The sequence below is a fragment of the Marinomonas communis genome, from assembly GCF_004363305.1.
GTDB lineage: Bacteria > Pseudomonadota > Gammaproteobacteria > Pseudomonadales > Marinomonadaceae > Marinomonas > Marinomonas communis.
The window spans coordinates 1,006,294-1,032,232 of sequence record NZ_SNZA01000001.1; the positions used below are offsets into that span (position 1 = coordinate 1,006,294).

Below are 25,939 nucleotides of genomic sequence, written 5' to 3' on the forward strand. Positions count from 1 at the left end.
AGCTTTTACACTATGACGCAGGCACACCAAACTGGCATCACTGCTGAAGCATCCAGCGATGCGTCCTTTATTGCCCTTGATGCAGTTGCTGGTCAAGAAACAAATCTCAGAAAAGCATTAGCGGCCTTCCCTGACCTGATTGAATCGATCCAGAAACAATTTCCGGATACCGAGCTTCATGCCGCTATCGGCTTTTCTATACACAGCTTCGAACGCATCACAAAACACGCAGCACCTCGAGAGTTAACACAGTTTCCGTCCCTGACCGGCCCACTGCTGAGTGTGCAAGACCAAGCGTTCGACATGATGTGGCATATCCGCTCGAACCGACGGGATGCAACCCATCAACTATCACTCGCGCTTTACAAAGCTGTTAAAAACTTTGTCACCTTAAAAGACAGCGTTGACTGCTTCAAGTATTTAGATAATCGTGACTTTACGGGATTTGTTGATGGCACTGAAAACCCTCAAGGAGAGGACCGAGCTTCAGTAGCACTGGTTGCAGACGACGAATTACAGTACCGAGGCGGCTCATACTTTAACTACATGAAATTTGTTCACGACTTAGCCAAATGGGAGCAGCAAGACCTTAAAGTACAAGAGGATACCTACGGTCGTACCAAATACGATAACGAAGAATATGCAGGCGCAGACAAATCCCCTCACGCACATACTAAACGTACGTCATTGAAGGATGCCGATGGTAAATCTATGGAGCTGCTAAGACAGAGCATGCCATTTGGCGACCTAAATGAGCAAGGTCTTATTTTCGCAAGCTACTCGAAAACCCCTATCATTTTTAACCTAATGCTCAAGAGCATGATCGAAGGGGATGAAGAGGGTCACGTAGACCATTTAATGAAGTACACCTCCGCGACACATGGTAGTGCCTTCTTTATGCCTCCAATTAGCTTTTTCAAAGGCTTAGACGCTTAACAAACACCTAGCAAGTTAGAAGACCACTGCGGAAGATAAAAAAAGACCACACAATGTGTGGTCTTTTTTTCGTAACGCTAGATTCTAATTACGAACAATTTCAGCGGAATTCTTCAACAGATTCTGCTGCGCACGTAACGTCATAGACGCTAAAGTCTGAGATAAGTAGTTTTCATAAATATCTCTTTGCGCATCATCGACTGTTTGGTCGCCTAGGCTGACTTCAGTTAAGCGAATCGCAACCACATCACCATTTGCCGCTGTCTCCACTCCAGTCGAGGCTTTGCCATCGATTGGGTGAGGCAAACCGAAAGCTAAGCTAGTCACTTCGTCTTGACCACGCTCAGCGCTGCTGACAGAAGTCCAATCACCAGCCCCTGTTTCCAGTGCTTGCTTAGCTAATTGATTTAATTCCTCAAGCGCTTTCTCTTGAACGACAATAGAAGTAATAGCGTCTTTCGCTTCTTCAAACGTTTGCTTTGCTTCGGCTTTGTGATCATTCTTATGAATCACCACAACCTGCTCATCGCTAAGCTCGATTAAATCACTGTTATGACCATCTTCCAAAACCGTCGGGCTGTAAGCCGCTGCAATAACCGCTGGCGCAGAGGTAATATCATCCGTACCACCATCACGACCAAAGTAATCCGATGTCAGTACAGCAAGACCGTATTCTTTAGCAATCGCAGACAAGTCGTCGCTCGCATAAGCCAGATCTGTAATCGTTTCATGGGCACCAAGCAAAGTATCTTTCGCTTTTTGTGCAACTAGATCAGACATTAACTCATCACGCATATCCGCTAAGGAAGGTGCTTCTGTCTCGCTAACGCTCTTAAGCTCAACTAAGTGGTAACCGAACTCAGTTTTTACTTCTTCAACGGTACCTGGCTCCATAGCAAACAGAGTGTTTTCAAATGGCTCAACCATAATGCCGCGTGAAATAAAGCCTAAATCACCGCCTGATTCTTTCGACCCTAGGTCATCGGAGTACTCTGCCGCCAAATCCGCAAAGGAAGCGCCATCATCAAGCTTAGCTTTGATCTCTGCAATGCGCGCCTGAGCTTCATCATCAGAACGAGACGAAGTATCCACTAAGATATGCGCTGCTTCACGCTCTTCACCTTGGAAACTCGCAACACGCGCTTGATAAGCGTCATTCAACTCTGCATCAGACACCTCAACTTGGTCCTGAAGGTCAGCCGCTGACACAACAACATAATCAATCTTTACTTGCTCCGGCGTCACAAAGTTCGCTTGGTGCTCATCGTAGTAAGCTTGTAGCGCATCATCTTCTACCGTAACTTGCTCGGTTTGATCTGCTAGTGAGTAGCGAATGAAGTCATAGCTACGCTTCTGATTTTGTAGGGCAACGATGTTTTCTACCTGGCTAGGTAAAACAAACTCAGAACCTGCTAAAGCATTGCGAGTTTGCTGAATCAATACGTCCTGCTTAATACGCTCTTTAAATGCTAATGGTGTAAAACCAAGTGAGCGAATAAAGTTTAAATACTTGTTTTGATCAAACTGACCATCGGTTTGAAATTGCTCAGCTTGCAATAGGTAGGCATCAACTTGTGCATCTGACACACCTAGATTTAGCTGTTCAGCTTGATTCATCATGACAGTACGTTGGATCAACTCATCCAATGCACGTCGCTGCAGGGCGTTTTCTTCCAGCATTGCCGGATCAATTTGACCGCCCATCATTGAAATCAACTGACGACGTTGTGTCTCAGCAGACTGCAACAATTGCATACGAGAAATTTCTTTACCATCTACTTCTGCAACGGTATCTGTTGAAGTAAAGCTTTGTACCAATGCTTCAACACCGAATAGAGCAAAAGTCACAATCACTACACCAATAATGACCTTAACGATAATGCCTTGTGACTTATCTCTGATATCCTGGAGCATCTTGCCTCCACCTTAAAAACTATTATCTGTAAAACAAAAAAGGTGCATTCCGCTGGGAACACACCTCTTTGCTCTAATGGCGGAACGGACGGGACTCGAACCCGCGACCCCCTGCGTGACAGGCAGGTATTCTAACCAACTGAACTACCGCTCCAAATACATTAGTTCACCGCGTCTTTAAGGCCTTTACCTGCTTTAAAGCTAGGTACCTTAGCAGCACTGATCTGGATTTCTTCACCAGTTTGAGGGTTACGACCAGTACGTGCCGCACGCTCTTTTACTGAAAAAGTACCAAAACCAACTAAAGTTACTTGGTCGCCTTTTGCTAGTGCTTCTTCGATTGCAGTCAAAGTCGCATCTAGTGCATTACTTGCAGCAGCTTTAGACAAGTCTGCGGACGTGGCAATAGCATCAATCAATTCTGATTTATTCACGTTCTACCCCTTTCAGTATTATCGTGGTTCCTTAGTTTTTTAATTCGACCAAAAGTAGCGGTCGGATCAAGATGAGCATTTATACAAGGCTATCTTAGGCCCTGTCAACACAGGGTTTGAACTAATGATGACTCACAGATTCTTGTTCATCAACAGTTTTTTCCTTTCCTGACACAGTTTCTTCACTTTTTGGTGAAGGAACGTACTCTAATGCCACATCTAGCACCTCATCAATCCATTTAACCGGCACGATTTCTAGATCCGCTTTAATGTTGTCAGGTATTTCTTTCAGATCTCGAGTATTTTCCTGAGGAATTAATACCGTTTTAATACCACCACGGTGAGCCGCTAGAAGCTTCTCTTTGAGGCCACCTATAGGTAACACCTCACCACGCAGCGTAATCTCGCCTGTCATGGCCACAGAGGCTTTCACAGGCACCTTAGCAAGCACCGATACGATAGCAGTACACATCGCAATACCAGCGCTTGGACCATCTTTTGGCGTAGCCCCCTCAGGCACGTGTAAATGCAGGTCCACTTTTTCATGGAAATCGTCATCGATTCCTAGGCCGACTGCACGGCTTCGAACAACGGTTAAAGCCGCTTGAATCGACTCTTGCATGACATCACCCAGAGAGCCTGTTTTCACATGACGCCCCTTACCTGGCACACCAGCTGCTTCAATGGTGAGCAATTCACCACCCACAGATGTCCAAGCCAAACCTGTAACTTGGCCAATCTGGTTATTTTCTTCCGCTTTACCGTAACTAAATTTACGAACACCACAGTACTCTTCCAAGTTCTCTGATGTTACTTTTACGGCATCCTTACTCTTCTTAAGGGCTTGCTCCTTCACCACACGACGACATACTTTACTGATCTCGCGCTCAAGTCCACGCACACCAGCCTCTTTCGTGTAGTAACGCACAACATCCATCAGCGCCTCATCAGAGACTTCAATTTCAGAGTCTTTCAGACCACTCTGCTTCATTTGCTTTGGCAGCAAATAACGCTTAGCAATATTAAGCTTTTCGTCTTCTGTGTAACCTGGAATACGAATGATTTCCATACGGTCCAGTAAAGGTCCAGGGATATTCATACTATTGGACGTACAAATAAACATCACATCCGAAAGATCGTAATCGACTTCTAGGTAGTGATCACTGAAGGTATGGTTTTGTTCTGGATCTAACACCTCAAGCAAGGCTGATGCTGGATCACCACGTTGATCCATACCCATTTTGTCGATTTCATCTAACAAGAAAAGCGGGTTCTTTACTTTTACTTTTGCAAGCTTTTGAAGCAACTTGCCCGGCATAGAACCTATGTAAGTTCGGCGGTGACCACGAATCTCAGATTCATCACGTACACCACCTAATGCCATACGAACATATTTACGGTTTACCGCACGAGCAATCGATTGACCAAGGGATGTCTTACCAACACCTGGAGGCCCTACCAGACACAACACAGGCCCCTTCACCTTTTTCACACGCTGCTGTACAGCAAGGAACTCCAAGATTCGATCTTTTACATCCTGAAGACCATAGTGATCCTCATTCAGAACCTTCTCGGCGTACACCAGGTCGTTACGAACCTTAGAACGTTTCGCCCATGGCAAAGACACTAACCAATCAATGTAACCGCGCACCACCGTTGCTTCAGCGGACATAGGAGACATCATTTTGAGCTTTTTCAGCTCACCTTCAGCTTTCTCAGTCGCCTCAGGAGACATTTTCGCTTCAGTAATTTTTTCTTGCAGCAAATCCAACTCATTGCTGCCTTCATCCATATCACCCAGCTCTTTCTGAATCGCCTTCATTTGCTCATTCAGATAGTACTCACGCTGACTTTTCTCCATCTGTTTTTTGACACGACTACGGATGTTCTTCTCAAGGTGAGCAATATCAAGCTCCCCATCCATCAGCCCCATCAGATGCTCACCACGTTCAACTAGAGAGTTCAACTCCAATGCACGCTGCTTATCTTCAAGCTTCAGACTCATATGACCGGCAATAGAGTCGATCAATTTAGATAAATCATCTATAGACTTAAGAGACGTTACCACTTCACTTGGAATACGCTTACTTCCGGCAACATACTCATCAAGCTGCTTAATCAATGCATTGCGGATTGCAGGGTATTCTGACTCATCATCTTCGGCTTCAGGAGCTTCTTCAATCGTCGCCGAAACCCACTCATCACCTTCCTCAAGATCTTGCAATGAAGCGCGGTACTGACCTTCCACTAACACCTTAACCGTGCCATCAGGAAGGCGTAGCAGTTGAATAACTTTGGCAACGGTACCGATTGTGTATAAATCGTCACGTTTTGGATCATCTTTTGAAGCATCTTGTTGGGCAACAAGAAAAACCAGCTTGTCGCCATCCATTGCAGACTCTAGTGCTGCAATAGATTTCTTACGACCAACAAATAGCGGCAACACCATGTGCGGATACACGACAACGTCGCGCAAAGGCAGCATAGGTAAAAATTTAGAATCTGATTCGGACATAATTTCTTCCAACTGAACATCAACGAACTTTGCATCGATGTGTGACTTAACTGATATAAATAAGAGATAGGGTCAACGAGCTGAAATTGCAAGCGCAATAAAGAAGGGAATTAAAAGAAAAACAAAAGTTTAGGAGAGAATTTCGCTTGGGCTGAACAGCCCAAGCGAAGAACGGATAAAATCTAACCGTTTGAAGCGTCTTTCTGCTCGCTCTCTAATACCATTAGAGGTGCAGAATCACCACGAATAGATGACGCATCCATTACTACTTTTGCCACATCAGTGCGATTAGGCAATTCATACATACAATCCAGTAAAGAAGACTCTAGAATGCTACGCAAACCACGAGCACCCGTCTTACGCTCTAAAGCTAAGTGAGCGGCTTCGCGTAAAGACTCCTCAGTGAATTCAAGTTCAACACCTTCTAGTTCAAACAGGTGCTGGTACTGCTTAGTCAAAGCATTCTTAGGCTGGCTTAGAATCGTCATTAAGGCTTCTTCGTCCAGCTCTGAAAGGGTTGCCACAACGGGCAAACGACCAACAAACTCTGGAATCAAACCAAATTTAACTAAGTCTTCTGTTTCAACATCATGAATAGACTCAGAGAAAGAACGATTTTCTTCTTTGCTCTTAACCGTTGCCTTAAAGCCGATACTGCTTTTCTCAGTACGATCACTGATCACACGCTCAAGGCCAGCAAAGGCACCACCACAAATAAACAGAATGTTCGAAGTGTCCACTTGAACAAACTCTTGTTGAGGGTGCTTACGTCCACCTTGCGGAGGAACTGATGCAACAGTACCTTCGATCAGTTTCAACAGCGCCTGCTGTACACCTTCACCAGATACGTCACGAGTGATGGACGGGTTATCAGATTTACGAGAAATCTTATCGATTTCATCAATGTAAACGATACCTCGCTGCGCCTTATCGACGTCGTAATCACAGTTCTGCAGCAGTTTCTGTATGATATTCTCGACGTCTTCACCAACATAACCTGCTTCAGTCAATGTTGTTGCATCGGCAATTGTGAATGGCACATCCAAAACACGAGCAAGGGTCTGTGCTAACAGCGTTTTACCGCTACCAGTTGGACCAATCAAAAGAATATTACTCTTGCCAAGCTCAATATCTTTGTTCGCTAAACCTTGATGACGCAAACGCTTGTAATGGTTATAAACCGCAACCGCCAAGACCTTTTTAGCTCGATCTTGTCCAATTACATAATCATCTAACGCTGCAGCAAGTTTTGAAGGTGTCGGCAACTCATCTTTCGCTTCCGCTTCACCTTCACCCTGCATCAATTCTTGCGTAATGATGTTGTTGCAAAGGTCAACACATTCATTACAGATATATACCGAAGGGCCAGCAATTAGCTTCTTAACCTCATCCTGACTCTTTCCACAGAAAGAACAGTACAGCAAGCGATCAGAATGCTCACCTCGGCTGTATTTATCATCAGACATTAAAGTCCACCCTTTTTATACTTCGCGTTTTTCTAAAATATCGTCAATCAGACCGTATTCTTTAGCCAACTGCGGACTCATAAAATTATCACGATCTGTATCTTGCGCAACTTTCTCAATCGGCTGACCTGAGTGATGAGCAATGATTTCGTTCAAACGATGCTTAATACCTAGAATTTCGCGAGTGTGAATTTCGATATCAGAAGCCTGACCTTGGTAACCACCTAAAGGCTGGTGAATCATGACACGAGAGTTAGGCAAACAGTAACGCTTACCTTCCGCTCCAGCCGTTAGCAACAACGCTCCCATGCTGGCAGCTTGACCGATACACATGGTGCTCACATCAGGCTTAATAAACTGCATAGTATCATAAATTGACATGCCTGCTGTCACAGAGCCGCCAGGAGAGTTGATGTACAAATGGATATCCTTATCAGGGTTCTCTGACTCTAAGAATAGCAACTGCGCAACAACAAGGTTGGCCATGTGATCTTCTACCTGTCCCACTAAGAAGATGACACGCTCTTTCAGCAAACGAGAGTAAATATCAAAAGAACGTTCGCCACGAGCTGTCTGCTCAATAACCATTGGGACTAGGCCATTACTTGTAATCGCGACTGGACCAGTTGTAGGGGTCATTAAATTCATATTCTATTCCTTAAAACGAAAAGGCCGGTATAGCTTACGCTATACCGGCCTATTAGAATTATAAGCTATGCTTATGCTTCTTCAGTCTCTTCTGCTTCAGCAGCTTGAGCTTCTGGCTTGATAGCGTCTTCGTAACTTAGAGCTACTTCAGTAATTTGTGCGCTTTCTAGCAGTTTATCAACAACTTGCTCTTCAAGTACAGCAGATTGAACTTGAGCTAGTTGCTCTTTGTTGTTTAAGTAGAATTCAACTACTTGTTGTGGCTCTTGGTAAGCTTGCGCCATATCTTCCAAGAATGCACGTACACGATCATCTTCTACTTTAAGTTCGTTCTTCTGGATCACTTCAGAGATCAAAAGACCGATCTTCGCGCGCTTAGTCGCTTCTTCACTGAACAGTTCAGCTGGAAGTTGAGACGGATCAAAACCTTCCATGTTGCCGAATTGACGTGCAGCTTGTTGACGTAGACCATTTACTTCTTGCTCTACCAAAGATGCAGGAACATCTACCGGGTTAAGTGCTAGAAGTTGATCGAATAGAGAGTTTTTAAGCTTAGCTTTTACTGCTTGGCTTAGTTCGCGCTCCATGTTTTTCTGAACTTCAGCACGTAGGCTTGCTAGGTCAGCAGTCTCTAGACCGAACTTAGAAGCAAACTCGTCATTTAGCTCAGGAAGTACTTGTTCAGCAACTTCGTGGGCAGTAATTTTGAATGATGCTTCTTTACCCGCTAGGTGCTCAGCTTGGTAGCTTTCTGGGAACGTTACAGTGATTGTACGCTCTTCGCCAGCTTTGATACCTACGATACCTTCTTCGAAGCCAGGGATCATTGAGTTAGAACCTAGAACCAGTTTGTGGCCTTGTGCTGCGCCACCTTCAAATGCTTCTTCACCTAAGAAACCTTCGAAGTCGATAGTTACTTGATCGCCGTCTTTCGCTTCACGCTCAACTGCAGACCACTCAGCATTTTGCTTACGTAGTGTTTCAAGCATAGTATCAACGTCTGCTTCTGTTACATCAGCAACAACGCGATTTACTTCAATTTTAGAAGCGTCTGCAAGTTCAATCGTTGGGTAAACTTCAACTTTTGCAACGAACTCTAGATCAGCGCCTTCAGCGATGTTCTTAGGTTCGATAGCAGGCATACCAGCTGGGTTAATTGATTCAGCTTGGATTGCCTCAACGTAAGCGTCACGCATAACTTGCTCAAGCGCTTCCATACGGATGCTTTGACCGAAACGCTTTTTAACAACGCTAACTGGCACTTTACCTTTACGGAAACCATCGATACGTACTGTCTTAGCTGTTTTAGCTACTTCAGCGTTAACTTTATCATCAATACGTGCAGCAGGAACGCTAATAGTAAGAACGCGTTCGATTGGAGACGTTGTCTCTACAGAAACTTGCATAAAACTTCCTCTTGGGAACGTGCTTTATTTGTTGACGCCGCCGCGAAGAATCACGACTTAACTTATAGCTCAGTCAACAAGACCAAAAATTTTATTAACGTAATGTAATGGCACGCCTGGAGGGATTCGAACCCCCGACCATCCCCTTAGAAGGGGGATGCTCTATCCAACTGAGCTACAGGCGCAGATACTACATCACAAATAGTGACGCGCTATTATATGGAAGGAATATCAATCGTCAACTCAAAGACATAAAAAAGCCCAGCAAAGCTGGGCTAAAAGATAATATATGACTTTTCGTCACCAAGGAACCGAGAATATATCTAAGCTATACCCTAGTCACTCAACAGTACAAATATCACAAAAGGAACGAGAGTGATATTAGTCGCCTGCGTACTGTTTTGCAACCAAAATGGATCACTTTTATTCCCCTTGCACTATAGATGTGCACTTACCACATTACTTACACATTAGATTGATTGAGCTTTTCTCGCTACAATCCTCTTAAGCTGTTTGAGGTAACAAGAATGGAAACGAAAGCTGTTAAAAATGCCGCATTACAAAGCTATCAGCTATTAAGATTGGTTTGGAACAGAGCGCTGCGCTACCAGGTATCTCTTAGAGCCGCACACTTAACCTTAGCAACGTTACTTGCCGCAGTCCCGATTATTACGATTGTATTTGGCATACTTCGCCTCACGCCTGCGATGGTTGCCATGCAAGATTCTCTCGTAGCGTATGTGGAAGCACATCTTGCCCCCGGCAGTAGTAGCACCGTAATCCCCTATTTATTATCGTTTTCAGAACAAACCAAAAACCTACCTGCCGCAGGCATTGCCACCTTGATACTGACAGCACTTCTTCTTCTCAATAGCTTTGAGGGCTCAGTACAAGCCATTTGGCAAATTAAGCAACGAAGAAAAATCCGTGAAAGACTGCTTACCTATTGGGCTATTTTAACGCTCGGCCCCATCATGCTCGCAGTAGTAATGAGCTTATATGGCACGCTACTTTCCTATCAGTTAACAGGAAATTACATACCTAGTGTGCTGGAAGGACTGTTTGAGTTCAGTAGTTACGTGGTTTACTTTCTTCTGCTCTTTACGATTAATTTTTTAACTCCTAACAACGAGGTAAAAGTGAAATTAACTGCGATTTCAGCAATGCTTGGCGCGATCGCAATTGTTTTACTGAACTCTGTGTTTGCCAATTTCGCACAATTTTTTGCCAGCTATCAGATTGTTTACGGAGCCTTCGCCGCACTTCCTATTTTTCTAATTTGGCTGCAAGTTAGCTGGCTAATCATATTGCTAACCGTCAGTCTTAACGCAACTTTGCATAAACTGGATCGCTATAAAGAGCATTCTAAGTTAGAATGATCGGTCAAACTTTCCTATTACCTAAATATACCTATGCATAATATCGACGAACTGAATTCCATTATGAACGAGGCGGATTGCCTAATTTCTGAGGCTGAACTGAATGACGCCCTAGATAAAATGGCAAAACAAATCACCAACGACCTAGCAGACAAACTTCCTTTGGTTATCTGCGTCATGAATGGCGGTTTATTACCAACAGGCGCACTTATGCAGCGTTTGCAATTCCCACTTGAGCTAGATTACGTTCATGCTAGTCGCTACGGCATGGAGACAACTGGCAGCACTCTAAACTGGACTCGCTATCCGCAAGCAGACTTTAAGGGTCGCGATGTGCTCATCGTTGATGATATTTTTGATCAAGGACACACCTTAGAAGCTATCATCAAATGGTTTGAGGAAAACGGCGCGCAAAATGTTTACTCTGCAACGGTCGTTAACAAGCTACACAACCGTAAAGTTGATATGCGCCCAGACTACAATGGCCTAGACGTAGAAGACCGCTTCTTATTTGGTTACGGCATGGACTACCAAGGTTACTTCCGCAACTTACAAGGCATATACGCAGTAAAGGGTAAATAAGAGACTCGAAGGCGTATCAAGAAGCATAAAAAAAGGCGCCTAGCGCCTTTTTTTGTGGGTTTAACTCGACGTTAGAATACTCGGTTAAAGCCGTTCAATGCCGCAACACGATAAGCTTCAGCCATTGTTGGGTAGTTAAACGTAGTATTTAAGAAATACTTCAAAGTATTCAATTCACCTGGCTGCTTCATGATTGCCTGACCGATGTGAACGATCTCAGAAGCTTGGTCACCGAAGCAGTGAATACCAAGGATCTCAAGTGTTTCTCGGTGGAACAGTAGCTTCAGCATACCCACCGCTTCACCAGTAATCTGAGCTCGAGCCGTATTCTTAAAGAATGCACGCCCAACTTCATAAGGCACTTTTTCAGCCGTTAATTCCGCTTCAGTTTTACCTACTGATGAGATTTCAGGGATAGTGTAGATACCTGTCGGAACTTCTGAAATAAAGTGTCCACCTTCAAGACCTAACATGTTAGCCGCAACAGAACGACCTTGGTCGTAGGCAGCACTCGCTAAGCTTGGCCAACCGATCACATCTCCGGCCGCGTAGACGTTCTCAACGGCCGTTTGATACGTATCATTAACAGCTAGCTGGCCACGAGAGTTCGTCTCAAGGCCAATATTTTCAAGACCAAGATTCTCTGTATTGCCAGAGCGACCGTTACAGAACAACAACGCATCAGCACGGATTTTCTTTCCAGACGCCATCGTCATCACTACATCACGATCAGAACCTTCGACTTTCTCAAATGTTTCGTTATGGCGAATCAAGATACCACCATCACGTAAGTGATAACTTAGCGCGTCTGTGATTTCATCATCCAAGAAGCTCAATAGTTTCTTGCCTGGGTTAATCAACTCAACTCTTACACCTAGACCACAGAAGATCGAGGCATATTCACAACCGATAACGCCCGCACCGTAGATAATCAAGGAACGTGGAGTATGGCTAAGCGTTAAAATACTATCAGAACAGTAAATACGTGGATTCGTGAAGTCGATGTTCGCAGGGTGATATGGTCGCGAGCCTGTCGCGATCACAACTTTCTCAGCCACTAGCTCTTCAGGACCTTTCTCGTAGGTGTTTACTTCAATAGTGTGTGCGTCTTTAAAACGACCGCGACCAAAAAATACATCGATACGGTTTCGAGCGTAGTATTCCGTACGACCTAGTACCTGCTTATCGATAACTTTGTTTGCATGCTCAAGCACTTTCGGAAAAGAGAACCAACGTGGCTCACCGATGTCTCGGAACATAGGGTTGGTGTTGAAAGCAATAATCTCTTTAACCGCATGACGCAGTGCTTTCGACGGAATAGTACCTAAGTGAGTACAGCTACCGCCGACTCGCGGACTAGCTTCAATGACTGCAACTCGCTTACCCGCTTTAGCTGCATTCATCGCAGCCCCCTCCCCAGCGGGACCGGTACCTAGTACCACGACATCATAATGTCTAGTCGTCATAAGATTTTACTACCTCATCTATTTCGTTGCGTCATAAAACTGATCATCAGAGACCTTGGCTGCTTGTGCTTTCTTAGTTTCCTTTTCGCACTTCCCTTTATCACCGCCACAAATATCACAAGCCACTTCCATGCCCAGAGCGCTCATGCCGCCACAAGAACCAGAAATAGGCTTACGCCCCATCAGAACACCCACTGCCATGGCTACTACCAAAGCAATCATTAATACAAATGCTAATACAATCGTTGTCATAGTTACCTCAATACAGCTTAATTAGAAAGATAAGGTTCAAATGCATCGGAGTATTGCTCCGCAAAACCAAAGTCTTCTTTCACTAACATATAGGCTGCAATATTGTTGTCTTGAGCAAATTTCAAGCCCGCTTCGGGACCTAACACCGTTATCGCAGTTGCCAAGCCGTCCGCGCGGGTTGCATTGGCATCAATTACCGTTACAGACACTAATCGATGTGTAATTGGCTTACCGGTTGTTGGATCAATCGTGTGCGAATAACGCACACCATTCTTTTCAAAATAGTTTCGATAGTCACCAGAAGTCGCAATCGCAATATCGTTTGCTTCGATAACACGCTGAGCGACGTTATGACCGCCAGCAGGACTTTCCACCCCTACCAGCCAAGCACTACCATCAAGCTTAGTTCCTGAAACAGACAATTCGCCACCTACTTCAACAAGATAGTTTTGAATTCCCGCTTTTCTAAGCACTCGCGCCACTTCATCAACACCGTAACCCTTGGCAATAGAAGATAGATCGACATATACATTACGAGCCTTGGTTAATTCATTGTCTTCCAGGCGCACATAGTGATAACCAACTCTCTCTTTGGCTTCTGCGATATCAGTATCCGTTGGAACTTTATCTTCATGTTTACCTGGACCGAAACCCCATAAGTTAACCAATGGTCCAACAGTAACATCGTATTTCCCAGCGCTTAATTCACTGATTTTGAGCGCTTCACCCACCACATACGCCATGCCATCAGACACTGTCACAGTCGAACCAGCTGGCTGCTTGTTAAACAGTGACAACTCAGAGCTCGGGTCATAAGTGGACATCAACTTGTTCACATGAACCAAAACATCATCAACCAATGTTTTTAGCTCTTCTCGAGAAGGGGCATCGGCTGTCGTGGTGTATTTAATGGTATACGTTGTTCCCATCGTTGGACCTGAAAAGCTTTCCAACTCTGGAGAAAAAGAAACTGCTTTAAAAAGAATGGTGGCAAGAACAATGGCCACTAAAGCCAGTAGAAATTTGTTTTTCATAGAGACCTAACGTCCTAACAGGGAAAGAAAAACAAAGACCCACCAGTTACGGTGGGTCTGTGTTTTACTCAGTGCTAGCCACCAAAGTCATCAAGAAGAATGTTTTCCTTCTCAACGCCTAAGTCTTCTAGCATCTTGATTACAGACGCGTTCATCATTGGAGGTCCACACATGTAGAACTCACAATCTTCTGGCGCTGGGTGATCTTTCAGATAGTTTTCATACAACACGTTGTGAATGAAACCAGTCTTACCTTCCCAGTTATCTTCTGGTTGTGGATCAGATAGAGCTAGGTGCCACACGAAGTTATCGTTCTCTTCTTGTAGCATGTCGTACTCTTCTGTGTAGAAAGCTTCACGCAAACTACGCGCACCGTACCAGAAAGACATCTTACGCTTAGAGTTCAGACGCTTAAGCTGGTCGAAAATGTGCGAACGCATAGGCGCCATACCCGCACCACCACCGATGAATACCATCTCAGCATCAGTATCCTTAGCGAAGAACTCACCAAACGGACCGTATACCTTAATTTTATCACCTGGCTTCAAGCTGAATACGTAAGAAGACATTTGACCTGGTGGTACATCGTCTTTACCTGGTGGCGGTGAAGCGATACGAATGTTGAACTTAACAACACCTTTCTCTTCAGGGTAGTTCGCCATTGAGTAAGCACGAATAATGGTCTCATCAACCTTAGAAACAAATTTCCATAGGTTAAAGTGATCCCAATCACCACGATACTCTTCTTGAATATCAAAGTCTTTGTAGTTAACCGTATGTGGTGGCGCTTCAAGCTGCACATAACCACCAGCACGGAAGTCTACGTTTTCACCTTCCGGTAGACGCAACGTCAACTCTTTAATGAAGGTCGCAACGTTCGGGTTAGACTCAACAGTACATTCCCAAGCTTTTACGCCGAATACTTCTTCAGGCACTTCAACGTCCATGTCTTGCTTAACAGCAACCTGACATGAAAGACGGTAACCTTCTTTTTCTTCACGGCGTGTAAAGTGTGACTGCTCAGTAGACAGCATTGAGCCACCACCAGATGTCACTTTACATTTACACTGAGCACAAGTACCACCACCGCCACATGCAGACGATAGGAAAATACCACTATTCGCTAGGGTTTGTAGAAGCTTACCACCGGCTGGTGCTGTCACTTCCTTTTCCCCATTAATTCGGATTGTCACGTCACCGCTGCTAACTAGGCGAGCACGGGCGAACAAAATGATCGCCACTAGCGCTAGTACGATAGCGGTAAACATCACAACACCTAGAATGATTTCTAAGTTCATGCTAGTTAAACCTTATTCTTGGTTGTCCCAACAGTGCAGCGATTAAAGCTGCACACCAGAAAATGACATGAAGCCCAAGCTCATCAAACCTACAGTGATGAACGTGATACCCAAACCGCGAAGACCCGCAGGTACGTCAGAGTATTTTAGCTTCTCACGGATACCGGCCAGAGCTGCAATCGCAAGCGCCCAACCAATACCAGCACCGACACCGTAAACCAAACTTTCAGAGAAGTTGTAGTCACGCTCTACCATGAATAGAGAGGCACCCATGATGGCACAGTTTACAGTGATCAGTGGAAGGAACACGCCCAATGCGTTGTACAACGCAGGCATGTACTTATCCAATGTCATTTCCAAAATTTGTACGATCGCTGCAATAACACCGATGTAACTTAATAGACCCAAGAAACTAAGGTCAACGTTTGGCAGACCAGCCCAATCCAATGCACCTTCAGCTAGAAGGTTTTGGTAAAGCAAGTTGTTCACAGGAACCGTTACCGCCAATACGATAACTACCGCAATACCAAGGCCGATCGCAGTCTCAACTTTCTTAGATAGTGCCAAGAATGTACACATACCTAGGAAGAAAGCCAGCGCCATGTTTTCTACGAAAACCGCCTTAATAAAAAGACTAATTAGGTGTTCCATTTATAGGGCCTCCTGAGAACGCGAGTTTTTCGCAATCTTAAACTCTGGCTCTTCAACCTGTTCTTTCTTGTATGCACGTAGCGCCCAGATAACTAGACCGATTACGAAGAAAGCACTTGGTGGAAGAAGCATCAAACCGTTTGGCTGGTACCAACCGCCGTTTTGAACTGTTTCGAAAACAGGCACACCAAACAATTTACCGGCACCAAGAAGCTCACGGAAGAAACCTACAATGATCAGCATTGCACTGTAACCCAGACCGTTACCGATACCGTCAAGGAAACTCATTGCTGGACCATTTTTCATCGCGTACGCTTCAGCACGACCCATTACGATACAGTTCGTAATGATCAGACCAACGAATACCGAAAGTTGCTTACTGATTTCGAAAGCAAATGCTTTTAGTACTTGGTCTACCACAATTACCAACGAAGCAATGATAATCATCTGTACGATGATACGAATGCTGTTAGGAATGTGTGAGCGGATCACCGCGATGAACAAGTTAGAAAATGCTGTTACAAGCGTCAGTGCGATGGACATAACCAAACTAACACTTAAGCTACTTGTAACCGCTAACGCAGAACAGATACCAAGGATCTGAAGCGCGATCGGGTTATTTGAAAGAATCGGTCCAAAGAGGACTTTTTTCACATCAGACATGCTTACACTCCCTCACTACGCAGCTTGGCAAGGAAAGGACCGAAGCCATCTTCACCCAACCAGTATTGAACTAGGTTCGTTACACCACGGCTTGTCAACGTTGCACCAGAAAGACCATCTACTTTATGAGACGCTTGTGGATCGTTAGGATCAACAGCACCTTTCGCTAGGGCAATCACAGCATCACCCTGCTCATTGTAAACTTCTTTACCTTCCCACAATGCTTTCCAAGCTGGGTTATCTACTTCACCACCTAGTCCAGGTGTTTCAGCTTGTTGGTAGAAACCAAAACCAACCACTGTAGAGAAATCACCTTCAAGCGCCATAAAGCCGTACATTGTTGACCATAGGCCGTAACCATGAACAGGCAAGATGATACGCGCATCAGCGTTTTCGTCTTTCACAACATAAACTGTTGCAAAGTTAGCACGACGTTTGATGCTTGCAGGATCCTGATCACCGCTCAAAGAAACAGACAATGCAGGGTCTTTAGCGGCTGCTTGTTGGTTGTAAGCCGCAACAGTAATACCTGCTTGCGCAAGCTCTTCTTCTGTCGCAAAACGACCTTCAGCTACATTTACTAGACGCTTCTCAACGTTAGCAAACACCTCATCAATATTTTGACCAGGCTGAAGCATTTGTGCAGCGGCCAAGATATTGCGCTTACGGTCAAGGTCACGGTTTTCTTGCTGAATTGGCTTTAGACCAACCGCAGCACCCGCAACGAAAATTGAACATACCAAACACAGTGCAACCGCAACAATGATGGTTTTTGAAATGCTATCGTTACTGCTAGCCATTGCGAGCGATCCTCCGTTTGATGTTTGCTTGCACTACAAAGTGGTCAATGAACGGAGCAAACAAGTTAGCGAACAAGATCGCCAACATCATACCCTCTGGGTATGCTGGGTTAACCACACGAATCATCACAACCATCACACCAATTAGTGCACCGTAGAACCACTTACCGCGGTTAGTCATAGACGCAGACACTGGGTCAGTCGCCATGTACATCATACCGAAAGCGAAACCACCGATAACAAGGTGCCAGTACCATGGTGTAGCAAACATAGCGTTAGTGTCAGAACCAATTGCATTAAATAGCAAAGAGGTAGCCACCATACCAAGCATCACACCAGCTACGATACGCCAAGCAGCAATCTTCATAATTAGTAGTGCGCCACCACCAATTAGGATCGCAAGAGTAGACGTTTCACCCATAGAACCTTGGATAACACCGAAGAATGCATCAGACCAAGCAACAGAAACAGCTTCTACACCGCCTGCTGCCATCTGGCTTAACGCTGTCGCACCAGAGTAACCATCCACTGCAGTCCAAACCGCATCACCAGACATAGATGCTGGGTAAGCGAAGAATAGGAATGCACGACCAGCAAGCGCTGGGTTAAGGAAGTTTTTACCTGTACCACCAAATACTTCTTTACCTAGTACCACACCGAAAGTGATACCTAGCGCAACCTGCCACAATGGGATCGTTGCTGGAAGAGTTAGAGCAAACAGGATAGAAGTAACGAAGAAACCTTCGTTTACCTCGTGCTTACGCACAGCAGCGAACAACACTTCCCAGAAACCACCCACAACGAACGTTGTTAGATAGACTGGCAAGAAGTACATCGCGCCATAAATCATGTTGTCCCAAATACTGTCCACATTGTATGCAGTTAACGCACCAATGATACCTTGACGCCAAGTATCAGCAGGCGCTGCACCCATTGCGTCAAGCGCAGTATTCGCTTGGAAACCAATGTTGTACATGCCAAAGAACATGGCAGGGAATGTACACATCCACACCAAGATCATGACACGTTTCATGTCAACCGCATCACGAACGTGAGAACCACCTTTAGTTACGTGGCTTGGGCGATAGAAAATCGTATCAACCGCTTCGTACAATGCGTACCATTTTTCGTATTTTCCGCCTGAGTGAAACTCTGGCTCCATTTTATCTAGAATAGTTCTAAGACCCATGGATTAACCCTCTTTCTCAATCGTTGTGAGACAGTCTCGTAGAATCGGGCCGTATTCGAACTTACCAGAACAAGCGTAAGTCATTAACGCTAGATCTTCTTCGTCAAGTTCAAGAGCACCCAATTTCTGTGCCTGCTCAGTGTCGCCTACTACCAAAGCGCGCAATAATTGAGTTGGAAGAATATCCAACGGCATCAAACGCTCAAAGTTGCCAAGAGGCAGCATAGTACGATCACTACCATTCGTCGTGGTGGTCATATTGAACGTTGACTTACCTGTAAGCTTAGAGATAAACACGTTCAATACAGAGTGTTTCTCAAAGCCGGCACGTAAGTAATGTACCATTTGACGCTCACGACCTTCTGCAAGCACTACAACTTGAGAGTGGTATCGACCAAGGTAAGCGTATGGGCCAGTCGCTTTGCGACCAGACAACACAGAACCTGATATAATACGATTGTCGCCTTCAAGTAGTTCACCAGCCAATAGCTGAGTTAGTTCGGCACCCAACACAGTGCGTAGTAGTCGAGGCTTAGACACTTGTGGTCCACCAATCGATACAACACGTGTTACATCTAATACACCATTAACAAACAGCTCACCAATCGCTACTACATCTTGGTAGTTGATTGACCAAACCGTTTTCTTATCGCTAACAGGGTCTAGGAAATGGATATGCGTACCCGCTAAACCAGCAGGGTGCTTGCCCGCGAACTCTTCGACAACAACATCAGATGTTGTTGGAATACTGCTTTCAGGAGCCTTACAAAGGAACACCTTACCTTCAGTCAAACGAGTCAACACGGTTAAACCATCTGCAAACGCTTCAGCCTTATCAGCTAATACCACTGCAGGATCAGCAGCCAGCGGATTTGTGTCGATAGCGGTTACAAAGATTGAGTGCGGTACTGAATCAACTTCAGGAACCTTAGAGAAAGGACGAGTGCGGAGTGCAGTCCAAAGACCAGACTCGACAAGGTTTTCAACAACCTTTTCACGCTCAAGAGATTTCAACTCAGAACCAGAGTATTTGGCAAACTCAACTGCTTCATCGCCTTCAACTGTAATCACTACAGATTGAAGCATACGACGCTCACCACGATTAATCGCAGTCACAGTACCTGAGGCTGGGGCGGTATACTTTACACCTTCCGTCTTTTTATCCGTAAAGATAACCTGCCCTTTTTTGACCTTGTCACCTTCCGCAACCATCATGGTAGGTTTCATACCATGGTAGTCAGGACCGATGACCGCAACCGATTTCGCGGCTGGAGCCTCCTCAATCACCTGATTGGGAGCACCACTGATCGGTAGATCTAGGCCTTTCGTAATTTTATACATATGTTCTGCCCAACAAAAATTGAACACCAAAGCGCACTTACGTTACTGTGCCAAATCCCCTCCGGGAAAGCATTTTGGCACTCACACCATAAATGGTAGTTTTATAACGTAATATCACTTCACCGAAAAAACCGCTGTATTATAGAGATCATTACCATCGTTGACTACTCTTCGACGCTCTCTTTACCCACATTGGCGAGGCAAAAACGTAGAAATAACAACTATAAGCGCCATTTATTTTAGTATCTGCGACAGATTTTTTGTTTTTTTCTTCCTAAATTGAAAGCCCCCTCCATTTACGCTTTTTTCCCCTGCTGTTTGCACTTCCATGGTTGCGACAACGAGGCTTACGCGCCAAAATACTGGCTCGACACGAATCTCGTAATAAGGAAGCAAGTTATGTCTCAAGCTGTTGCTCAAATTCGTATTAAGAATCTACGCCTTCGAACGTACATTGGCTTTAACGAAGAAGAAAAGAAAAACCGCCAGGACATTATCGTCAACGCCTTGATCGAATACCCAGCCCAGCATGCTTGCGAAACCGATGACGTGGCCAACGCTGTCAACTACAAAACCATCTGTAAAGAGATGATTGCCCACGTTGAAACAAATCGATTCTTACTTCTAGAAAGCTTAACCGAACAACTTTTGGACATCTGTCTCAAACCAGACCAAGTGACTTTTGCTGATGTTGAAGTGGATAAACCTCACGCCCTTCGCTTCGCAGATTCTGTATCCTTCCGTTTAGCCAAACACAAATCATAATTAGCCAATCAGATGACCAAACAAAACGTAATGAATTTTTCTGCCGGGTTCAAAAACCATCTAGAGGCTCAGAACCTTAGCCACAAAGCCAAACAGATCGTTGATCTCGTTGCGCAACATAAAAAACCGCTGCTCTACATCGCAGCCAGTGCGACGGAATTAAATGAAATTGAAGACAACATCCGTTTCTTTGCCGACCAAGCAACACCCGTATTACGTTTCTCAGATTGGGAGACTTTGCCCTACGACAGTTTCTCCCCACACCAAGACATCATTTCTGATCGCCTTAATACCTTAGCTCAAATTCGTGATTTGTCAGCTGGAATTGTTTTAACAACGACTTCTTCAGCCTTGACTCGAATCTGCCCTGAAGAACACATCGATGCTCAGCGCTTTGAGATCGTGTTAGAACAGAAGATCGACCAAAAGCAACTCGTAGATCGTTTGACCAATGGTGGCTACCTAAATGTTGAAACCGTCAACACCCATGGTGAGTTCGCTGTTCGCGGTGCCATTATGGATGTTTTCCCAATGGGGGTTGAGCACCCTATTCGAGTTGAATGGTTTGATGATGAAATCGAATCCATTCGCTGGTTTGATGTGGACAGCCAGCGCACCATTGAAAAAGTCACTGAGATCAAAATTCTTCCGGCACGAGAAATCGCGACCACGCAGCATGGTATTACTGGATTCCGTAAGCGCTTCCGTGAACGTTTCGACATCGACCCACTAAGTAGCCCTATATATCAAGACGTCAGTGAAGGCATTATCCCTGGTGGGATCGAATATTATTTACCACTCTTCTTTGATCAAACAGGCACATTATTCGACTATTTATCAAAAGACACACTGATTGCTCGAAACGAGCAGATCAACGAATATGTCGGAGCTACATTACTTGACTACAAAACACGTCACGAATCGTTAGCTTACGACATCCAAAAGCCGATTTTAAAACCGAGTGAGCTTTGCCTGATCGAAGATGAGTTTTTCGCCAAACTGAACCAACATCCTGGTGTTATTTTTGGTCAGATAAGTGACTCTGAATCTTTGCTACCCAACTTAGCGACAGACCCTCAAAATCGTTCTAGCTTTGATAAGCTCAGTCACTTTATTGAACAGCAAAACAGTACGTTAATTGTGGCAGAGTCAGCGGGTCGTCGTGAGGCGTTACTGGATCTACTACACGACGCCGCAATTCGTCCTAAAGTCTGTGAGGATTGGCAGGACTTCCTCACGAAAAATGACGGCGTTTTTATCACCGACGGTTTGCTCTCAAAAGGTTTCTTACTAGATGAACACAATGCACTCGTGGCCGAAAGTGATTTACTCGGCGAACGGGTCACTCAATCCCGTCGTCGCAAAGCCTCCAACATCGATGAAGATGCCATCATACGTAATCTCACAGAGTTACGCATGGGCGCTCCTGTCGTTCACATTGATCATGGTGTGGGACGCTATCTAGGTCTGACTAACTTATCGATTGATGGACAAGAAACGGAACTACTGACCTTAGGCTACGCAAACGACGCCAAGCTATATGTACCCGTTTCCTCGCTTCAGCTAATTTCTCGCTACACTGGCGCTGATGAAGAGCATGCACCGCTGCATAAATTAGGCACAGAAAAATGGAGTGCAGCGAAGCAAAAAGCCGCGGAAAAAGCCCGTGACACGGCTGCAGAACTGCTCGACATTTATGCTAAACGTGAGTCGAAAAAGGGTCATGCCTTCGCTTCACCGGATGAGGCTTACAAACAATTTTCGGCAGGCTTCCCGTTTGAAGAAACCCCAGATCAACAGCTGGCTATTGATGCAGTCATTCGCGATATGTCTTCAGCTAAAGCCATGGACCGCCTAGTGTGTGGTGACGTAGGTTTTGGTAAAACAGAAGTCGCCATGCGCGCGGCGTTCTTAGCGGTTCAAGATGGTAAGCAAGTCGCAGTGTTAGTCCCTACCACTCTGCTGGCACAGCAACATTACGACAACTTCTGTGACCGTTTCGCTGATTGGCCCGTTCAAGTAGAGCTGCTATCACGTTTTCGTTCAGGCAAACAGACCAATGCTGCCATCGAACGTATTCAAGAAGGCAAAGCGGACATTGTCGTCGGGACACACAAGCTGATCCAAGGTGATATTAATTTTGCCAATTTAGGACTGGTCATCATCGATGAAGAACACCGCTTTGGAGTGAAGCAAAAAGACCAGTTCAAAGCACTCCGTGCAGAAGTCGATATTCTAACGCTGACAGCAACACCGATCCCTCGAACACTCAACATGTCCCTGAGTGGTATTCGCGATCTATCGATCATCGCCACGCCACCAGCAAAACGCCTGTCAGTCAAAACATTTGTCAAACAAAAAGACGACCATCAAATCCGTGAAGCGGTTCTACGTGAGCTGTATCGTGGTGGCCAAGTGTATTACCTACACAATGAAGTCCAAAGCATCGAAAAAGCAGCGGAAGACCTCAAAGCATTGGTTCCAGAAGCACGTGTGATTGTGGGTCATGGGCAAATGCGTGAGCGCGAGCTGGAACAAGTAATGTCCGACTTTTACCACAAACGCGCCAATGTACTGGTATGTTCAACCATCATCGAAACCGGTATTGACGTTCCAAATGCCAACACCATTTTGATTGATCGAGCAGACAAATTTGGTTTGGCTCAATTACACCAGCTACGTGGCCGAGTGGGACGCTCGCACCACCAAGCTTATGCCTATTTGCTTACGCCGAACGATCGCAAGATCACACCAGATGCCGAGAAGCGACTTGAAGCAATTAGCATGGCAGACACTCTAGGAGCAGGCTTTACTCTAGCCACCCATGACCTTGAGATTCGAGGCACCGGTGAGCTGCTAGGTGAAGGACAAAGTGGCCACATCGAGCACGTTGGCTTCTCTTTGTTTATGGAAATGTTAGATCGTGCGGTTCAGTCTCTTAAAAATGGCGAATCTCCTGATGTCGACATCAGCACTCCATCGCAAACCGATATTAACCTTCGTATCCCAGCTTTGATCCCTGAAGACTACCTTGGGGATGTACACACTCGCTTAATGTTGTATAAACGCATAGCAAGCGCCAAAGATGATGCGCAGCTAAAAGAGCTACAAGTTGAAATGATCGACCGTTTTGGACTTTTGCCTGATCCGACGAAAAACTTATTCCGTCAAACAGCACTGAAGTTCAAAGCAGAGAAATTAGGCATCAGTAAAATCGAGGCCAACCAAAGCGAAGGTAAAATTCACTTTAAAGCCAACACACCTGTTGACCCGATGAAGCTGATCACTTTGATTCAAACCAAGCCTGATCAATTCAAGTTATCTGGTTCGGACACCTTGCGCTTTATTGCTAAAATGCCGAATGCTGACGAGCGTTTTACTCACACATTAAAAACATTGGAATTGTTACATTGAAAGCCATCTCTCTAATTTTGTTAGGCCTGCTGTGCAATACATACGTTCAGGCCAACTCACTTGACTCATTAGACTTGAACAAAGCACGTGCCTACCAAGCTTACGTTATGACCTTTGTGTGGCCAGAGAATATGACCTCCGAAGACATCGAATACCAAGATATCTTCTCTCATGAAGGCATTCAGCCTTTAGCCGACTGGTCAGGCGAAAACGATGGTGCAGCAATGCCTGCGTCATCTCCGTTTGAAGCATTCACTAAAACCCTATCAGCTCGCACTGAGGTGTTAAGCAATAAAACGTGGACATTGATCTTTCCAGACACTGGCAGCTCTATCAGCGAATCTTTTCATAGCGCTCAAGCTGAACATGGCTATCCTGTGATGACCGCCAATGTCACCTTTACTCTGGGGCGCTATTTAGAGAGCAACCTGCATTATAAGCACTATCAGTTTGGTCAACCTGTCGCAACGGTAGAACACCAGACACAAGATGGAGTTATGTCGCCAATTGATGCAACCACTACGAATAACGCATCAGTATATAGTTCTAACTCTCAAGTGACAGGCCTAAATACCGCCGCTTATTCAAGTACAGATTACAATGTCTGGAATGGGCCAACTCAAGTGCTACCGCTGCACTTCGTCAACAAAACCGCTAGTAAAAAGCTTAACTACATCGATCACCCTGTCATTGGCACACTTATTTACTTTGAGCCGTTAGACCTTGAAGAGGCCATCGACATGGTGACGCACGCAAGCGTTGCTCAGTAACAGGAAGGGCATAAAACCCATTAGGGGATAGATGGGATTGTACAGCAGTCGTCCTATATAGGACGACTGCTATGAGTCACTAACAAGAGTGGGAGTTATCAGTGTTTGGTCGGTCCACGGCGAACCAATTCCTTGCCGTTTTCAAACACCTCTTGAGTGACCCAACGCCCTAGCAACAACTGATGATTATCGTCTAACACAGCAACGAATGGGCGGCCATCAGCATTATTTGTCGCCAAGGCAACGCCCGCTACATTGTTCAAACCGAAACTGCCATTCTCTACCGCTAGCAAAAACTCCTCTAGCTCTTCAAGGTTATCAATCACTCGTTCGTCGTTAATCATTACCAATACTCAATTACCGCTTTAAAACAGATAGGATACCAGTTATCCGATTACGCCAACACCTATTCACAAACTGAACACACGCCTTAAACTCTTTGAATGAATAACCAATCGATAAACCAGTAAGCCGCCTAATATCAACGTAAAGACAACCGCCAGCGAAGTATCGCTTTTAACCTGCCACCACAAGTGCGCAATCATCGCGAGAGCCGCAAGATAGACAAAACGGTGTAAGCGTTTCCAATTGCGCCCCAGTCGCTTCATCATATTTTTCGTACTGGTCACAGCAAGCAGCAATAAGATGACAAGCGCCAACACTCCCGCATAAATATAGGGTTTCTCCACGAGATCTGAACGAATCCACGTCCAGCTTAGACCAGCAAACAGCACCAAATAAATAATCAGATGCAGCACTGTGTAGAAAAACGCTGCCAACCCTGTAAAGCGCCGATACCTTGCTAAGTTTTTAAATCGTTGAAACGTCATCAATGGCATTACCGACAATGCTCCCGCCATAAACACGCAAGCCCAAATGCCGCTTAAACGCATCAAAAGCTTACCTGGATCAGGAAAATATCGCCCCAAGAATAACGAGCAAAACATCCATAAGAATGGCAATAAGAATACCGCCAAGACATAAGGCTTTTCTTTTCGATCCCAGAATGACTTCAC

23 protein-coding genes and 2 tRNA genes are annotated in these 25,939 nt (G+C 45.1%); 6 read left to right on the forward strand and 19 right to left on the reverse strand.

Translation table 11 applies throughout. The features are described from left to right. Positions 1–12: 12 nt before the first annotated feature. Complete coding sequence (locus tag C8D85_RS04710; RefSeq protein WP_133560185.1) at positions 13–936, forward strand: Dyp-type peroxidase; 924 nt, start codon at positions 13–15, stop codon at positions 934–936. A gap of 84 nt (positions 937–1,020) precedes the next feature. Here the strand turns inward: C8D85_RS04710 and C8D85_RS04715 are convergent, their stop codons facing one another. From C8D85_RS04715 to C8D85_RS04750, 8 genes are all read right to left on the reverse strand, one after another. Next, complete coding sequence (locus C8D85_RS04715) at positions 1,021–2,850, reverse strand: SurA N-terminal domain-containing protein (protein ID WP_133560186.1); 1,830 nt, start codon at positions 2,848–2,850, stop codon at positions 1,021–1,023. A 77-nt stretch (positions 2,851–2,927) separates the two neighbouring features. Then, positions 2,928–3,004: transfer RNA gene (locus C8D85_RS04720), tRNA-Asp, on the reverse strand. Positions 3,005–3,011: 7 nt separating this feature from the next. After that, positions 3,012–3,284 (reverse strand): HU family DNA-binding protein, encoded by a 273-nt coding sequence (locus C8D85_RS04725; RefSeq protein ID WP_067038717.1) that lies wholly within the window; start codon positions 3,282–3,284, stop codon positions 3,012–3,014. 121 nt (positions 3,285–3,405) lie between these two features. Then, the gene (gene lon / locus C8D85_RS04730; protein ID WP_133560187.1) at positions 3,406–5,799 is read right to left on the reverse strand and encodes an endopeptidase La; all 2,394 of its coding nucleotides are present in this window, start codon (positions 5,797–5,799) and stop codon (positions 3,406–3,408) included. A 182-nt stretch (positions 5,800–5,981) separates the two neighbouring features. Beyond that, positions 5,982–7,265 (reverse strand): ATP-dependent Clp protease ATP-binding subunit ClpX, encoded by a 1,284-nt coding sequence (gene clpX / locus C8D85_RS04735; RefSeq protein WP_133560188.1) that lies wholly within the window; start codon positions 7,263–7,265, stop codon positions 5,982–5,984. Positions 7,266–7,280: 15 nt separating this feature from the next. After that, complete coding sequence (clpP, locus tag C8D85_RS04740; protein WP_133560189.1) at positions 7,281–7,913, reverse strand: ATP-dependent Clp endopeptidase proteolytic subunit ClpP; 633 nt, start codon at positions 7,911–7,913, stop codon at positions 7,281–7,283. Between the two features lie 71 nt (positions 7,914–7,984). Next, positions 7,985–9,319: a trigger factor gene (gene tig, locus C8D85_RS04745; protein ID WP_133560190.1), complete on the reverse strand. Its 1,335-nt coding sequence runs from the start codon at positions 9,317–9,319 to the stop codon at positions 7,985–7,987. 108 nt (positions 9,320–9,427) lie between these two features. Continuing rightward, positions 9,428–9,504 (reverse strand) — tRNA-Arg (locus C8D85_RS04750). A 342-nt stretch (positions 9,505–9,846) separates the two neighbouring features. On the opposite strand from C8D85_RS04750, the gene C8D85_RS04755 reads away from it, so the two are divergent. Together C8D85_RS04755 and C8D85_RS04760 are read left to right on the forward strand one after the other, a co-directional pair. Continuing rightward, positions 9,847–10,698, forward strand: a complete 852-nt coding sequence (locus C8D85_RS04755) for a YihY family inner membrane protein (RefSeq protein ID WP_133560191.1) — start codon at positions 9,847–9,849, stop codon at positions 10,696–10,698. A 33-nt stretch (positions 10,699–10,731) separates the two neighbouring features. Further along, positions 10,732–11,280, forward strand: a complete 549-nt coding sequence (locus tag C8D85_RS04760; protein WP_133560192.1) for a hypoxanthine-guanine phosphoribosyltransferase — start codon at positions 10,732–10,734, stop codon at positions 11,278–11,280. Positions 11,281–11,351: 71 nt separating this feature from the next. On the opposite strand, the gene sthA is transcribed toward C8D85_RS04760, so the two are convergent. The 9 genes from sthA to C8D85_RS04805 all read right to left on the reverse strand — a co-directional run bounded on the left by sthA (position 11,352) and on the right by C8D85_RS04805 (position 19,974). Continuing rightward, a complete protein-coding gene (gene sthA / locus C8D85_RS04765; protein WP_133560193.1) occupies positions 11,352–12,746 on the reverse strand; it encodes a Si-specific NAD(P)(+) transhydrogenase in 1,395 nt (464 codons plus the stop codon). An 18-nt stretch (positions 12,747–12,764) separates the two neighbouring features. After that, positions 12,765–12,998: a (Na+)-NQR maturation NqrM gene (gene nqrM / locus C8D85_RS04770; protein ID WP_133560194.1), complete on the reverse strand. Its 234-nt coding sequence runs from the start codon at positions 12,996–12,998 to the stop codon at positions 12,765–12,767. Positions 12,999–13,015: 17 nt separating this feature from the next. Then, positions 13,016–14,032, reverse strand: a complete 1,017-nt coding sequence (locus tag C8D85_RS04775) for an FAD:protein FMN transferase (protein ID WP_133560195.1) — start codon at positions 14,030–14,032, stop codon at positions 13,016–13,018. Between the two features lie 74 nt (positions 14,033–14,106). Further along, complete coding sequence (gene nqrF / locus C8D85_RS04780; RefSeq protein ID WP_133560196.1) at positions 14,107–15,330, reverse strand: NADH:ubiquinone reductase (Na(+)-transporting) subunit F; 1,224 nt, start codon at positions 15,328–15,330, stop codon at positions 14,107–14,109. A gap of 42 nt (positions 15,331–15,372) precedes the next feature. Further along, complete coding sequence (nqrE, locus tag C8D85_RS04785) at positions 15,373–15,981, reverse strand: NADH:ubiquinone reductase (Na(+)-transporting) subunit E (RefSeq protein ID WP_133560197.1); 609 nt, start codon at positions 15,979–15,981, stop codon at positions 15,373–15,375. Continuing rightward, a complete protein-coding gene (locus C8D85_RS04790; RefSeq protein WP_133560198.1) occupies positions 15,982–16,644 on the reverse strand; it encodes an NADH:ubiquinone reductase (Na(+)-transporting) subunit D in 663 nt (220 codons plus the stop codon). Positions 16,645–16,646: 2 nt separating this feature from the next. After that, entirely contained in the window at positions 16,647–17,444 is a 798-nt protein-coding gene (locus C8D85_RS04795) for a Na(+)-translocating NADH-quinone reductase subunit C (protein WP_133560199.1), read from the reverse strand. Continuing rightward, positions 17,437–18,633: an NADH:ubiquinone reductase (Na(+)-transporting) subunit B gene (locus C8D85_RS04800; RefSeq protein ID WP_133560200.1), complete on the reverse strand. Its 1,197-nt coding sequence runs from the start codon at positions 18,631–18,633 to the stop codon at positions 17,437–17,439. The genes C8D85_RS04795 and C8D85_RS04800 overlap by 8 nt, the downstream gene beginning before the upstream one ends. 3 nt (positions 18,634–18,636) lie before the next feature. Then, a complete protein-coding gene (locus C8D85_RS04805; protein ID WP_133560201.1) occupies positions 18,637–19,974 on the reverse strand; it encodes a Na(+)-translocating NADH-quinone reductase subunit A in 1,338 nt (445 codons plus the stop codon). A 399-nt stretch (positions 19,975–20,373) separates the two neighbouring features. Here C8D85_RS04805 and folX point away from each other — a divergent pair, with 399 nt between their 5' ends. Genes folX through C8D85_RS04820 form a run of 3 tightly spaced genes read left to right on the forward strand, consistent with a single transcriptional unit; the run spans position 20,374 to position 24,923 of the window. Next, complete coding sequence (gene folX, locus C8D85_RS04810) at positions 20,374–20,739, forward strand: dihydroneopterin triphosphate 2'-epimerase (protein ID WP_133560202.1); 366 nt, start codon at positions 20,374–20,376, stop codon at positions 20,737–20,739. Positions 20,740–20,769: 30 nt separating this feature from the next. After that, complete coding sequence (gene mfd / locus C8D85_RS04815) at positions 20,770–24,153, forward strand: transcription-repair coupling factor (RefSeq protein WP_244936898.1); 3,384 nt, start codon at positions 20,770–20,772, stop codon at positions 24,151–24,153. Further along, on the forward strand, positions 24,150–24,923 hold the full coding sequence (locus C8D85_RS04820; protein ID WP_133560204.1) for a hypothetical protein: 774 nt from the start codon (positions 24,150–24,152) through the stop codon (positions 24,921–24,923). The genes mfd and C8D85_RS04820 overlap by 4 nt, the downstream gene beginning before the upstream one ends. Before the next feature lie 98 nt (positions 24,924–25,021). Here C8D85_RS04820 and C8D85_RS04825 read toward each other — a convergent pair whose 3' ends face one another. Beyond that, a complete protein-coding gene (locus tag C8D85_RS04825; protein ID WP_133560205.1) occupies positions 25,022–25,267 on the reverse strand; it encodes a hypothetical protein in 246 nt (81 codons plus the stop codon). 66 nt (positions 25,268–25,333) lie between these two features. Continuing rightward, positions 25,334–25,939: a protein-methionine-sulfoxide reductase heme-binding subunit MsrQ gene (locus C8D85_RS04830; protein WP_244936900.1), complete on the reverse strand. Its 606-nt coding sequence runs from the start codon at positions 25,937–25,939 to the stop codon at positions 25,334–25,336.

Coding starts and splice junctions, on each gene's coding strand:
- C8D85_RS04710 (WP_133560185.1), top strand. CDS start 13: ATGACGCAGGCACACCAAACTGGCATCACTGCTGAAGCATCCAGCGAT.
- C8D85_RS04715 (WP_133560186.1), bottom strand. CDS start 2,850: ATGCTCCAGGATATCAGAGATAAGTCACAAGGCATTATCGTTAAGGTC.
- lon (WP_133560187.1), bottom strand. CDS start 5,799: ATGTCCGAATCAGATTCTAAATTTTTACCTATGCTGCCTTTGCGCGAC.
- clpX (WP_133560188.1), bottom strand. CDS start 7,265: ATGTCTGATGATAAATACAGCCGAGGTGAGCATTCTGATCGCTTGCTG.
- clpP (WP_133560189.1), bottom strand. CDS start 7,913: ATGAATTTAATGACCCCTACAACTGGTCCAGTCGCGATTACAAGTAAT.
- tig (WP_133560190.1), bottom strand. CDS start 9,319: ATGCAAGTTTCTGTAGAGACAACGTCTCCAATCGAACGCGTTCTTACT.
- C8D85_RS04755 (WP_133560191.1), top strand. CDS start 9,847: ATGGAAACGAAAGCTGTTAAAAATGCCGCATTACAAAGCTATCAGCTA.
- C8D85_RS04760 (WP_133560192.1), top strand. CDS start 10,732: ATGCATAATATCGACGAACTGAATTCCATTATGAACGAGGCGGATTGC.
- sthA (WP_133560193.1), bottom strand. CDS start 12,746: ATGACGACTAGACATTATGATGTCGTGGTACTAGGTACCGGTCCCGCT.
- nqrM (WP_133560194.1), bottom strand. CDS start 12,998: ATGACAACGATTGTATTAGCATTTGTATTAATGATTGCTTTGGTAGTA.
- C8D85_RS04775 (WP_133560195.1), bottom strand. CDS start 14,032: ATGAAAAACAAATTTCTACTGGCTTTAGTGGCCATTGTTCTTGCCACC.
- nqrF (WP_133560196.1), bottom strand. CDS start 15,330: ATGAACTTAGAAATCATTCTAGGTGTTGTGATGTTTACCGCTATCGTA.
- nqrE (WP_133560197.1), bottom strand. CDS start 15,981: ATGGAACACCTAATTAGTCTTTTTATTAAGGCGGTTTTCGTAGAAAAC.
- C8D85_RS04790 (WP_133560198.1), bottom strand. CDS start 16,644: ATGTCTGATGTGAAAAAAGTCCTCTTTGGACCGATTCTTTCAAATAAC.
- C8D85_RS04795 (WP_133560199.1), bottom strand. CDS start 17,444: ATGGCTAGCAGTAACGATAGCATTTCAAAAACCATCATTGTTGCGGTT.
- C8D85_RS04800 (WP_133560200.1), bottom strand. CDS start 18,633: ATGGGTCTTAGAACTATTCTAGATAAAATGGAGCCAGAGTTTCACTCA.
- C8D85_RS04805 (WP_133560201.1), bottom strand. CDS start 19,974: ATGTATAAAATTACGAAAGGCCTAGATCTACCGATCAGTGGTGCTCCC.
- folX (WP_133560202.1), top strand. CDS start 20,374: ATGTCTCAAGCTGTTGCTCAAATTCGTATTAAGAATCTACGCCTTCGA.
- mfd (WP_244936898.1), top strand. CDS start 20,770: ATGAATTTTTCTGCCGGGTTCAAAAACCATCTAGAGGCTCAGAACCTT.
- C8D85_RS04825 (WP_133560205.1), bottom strand. CDS start 25,267: ATGATTAACGACGAACGAGTGATTGATAACCTTGAAGAGCTAGAGGAG.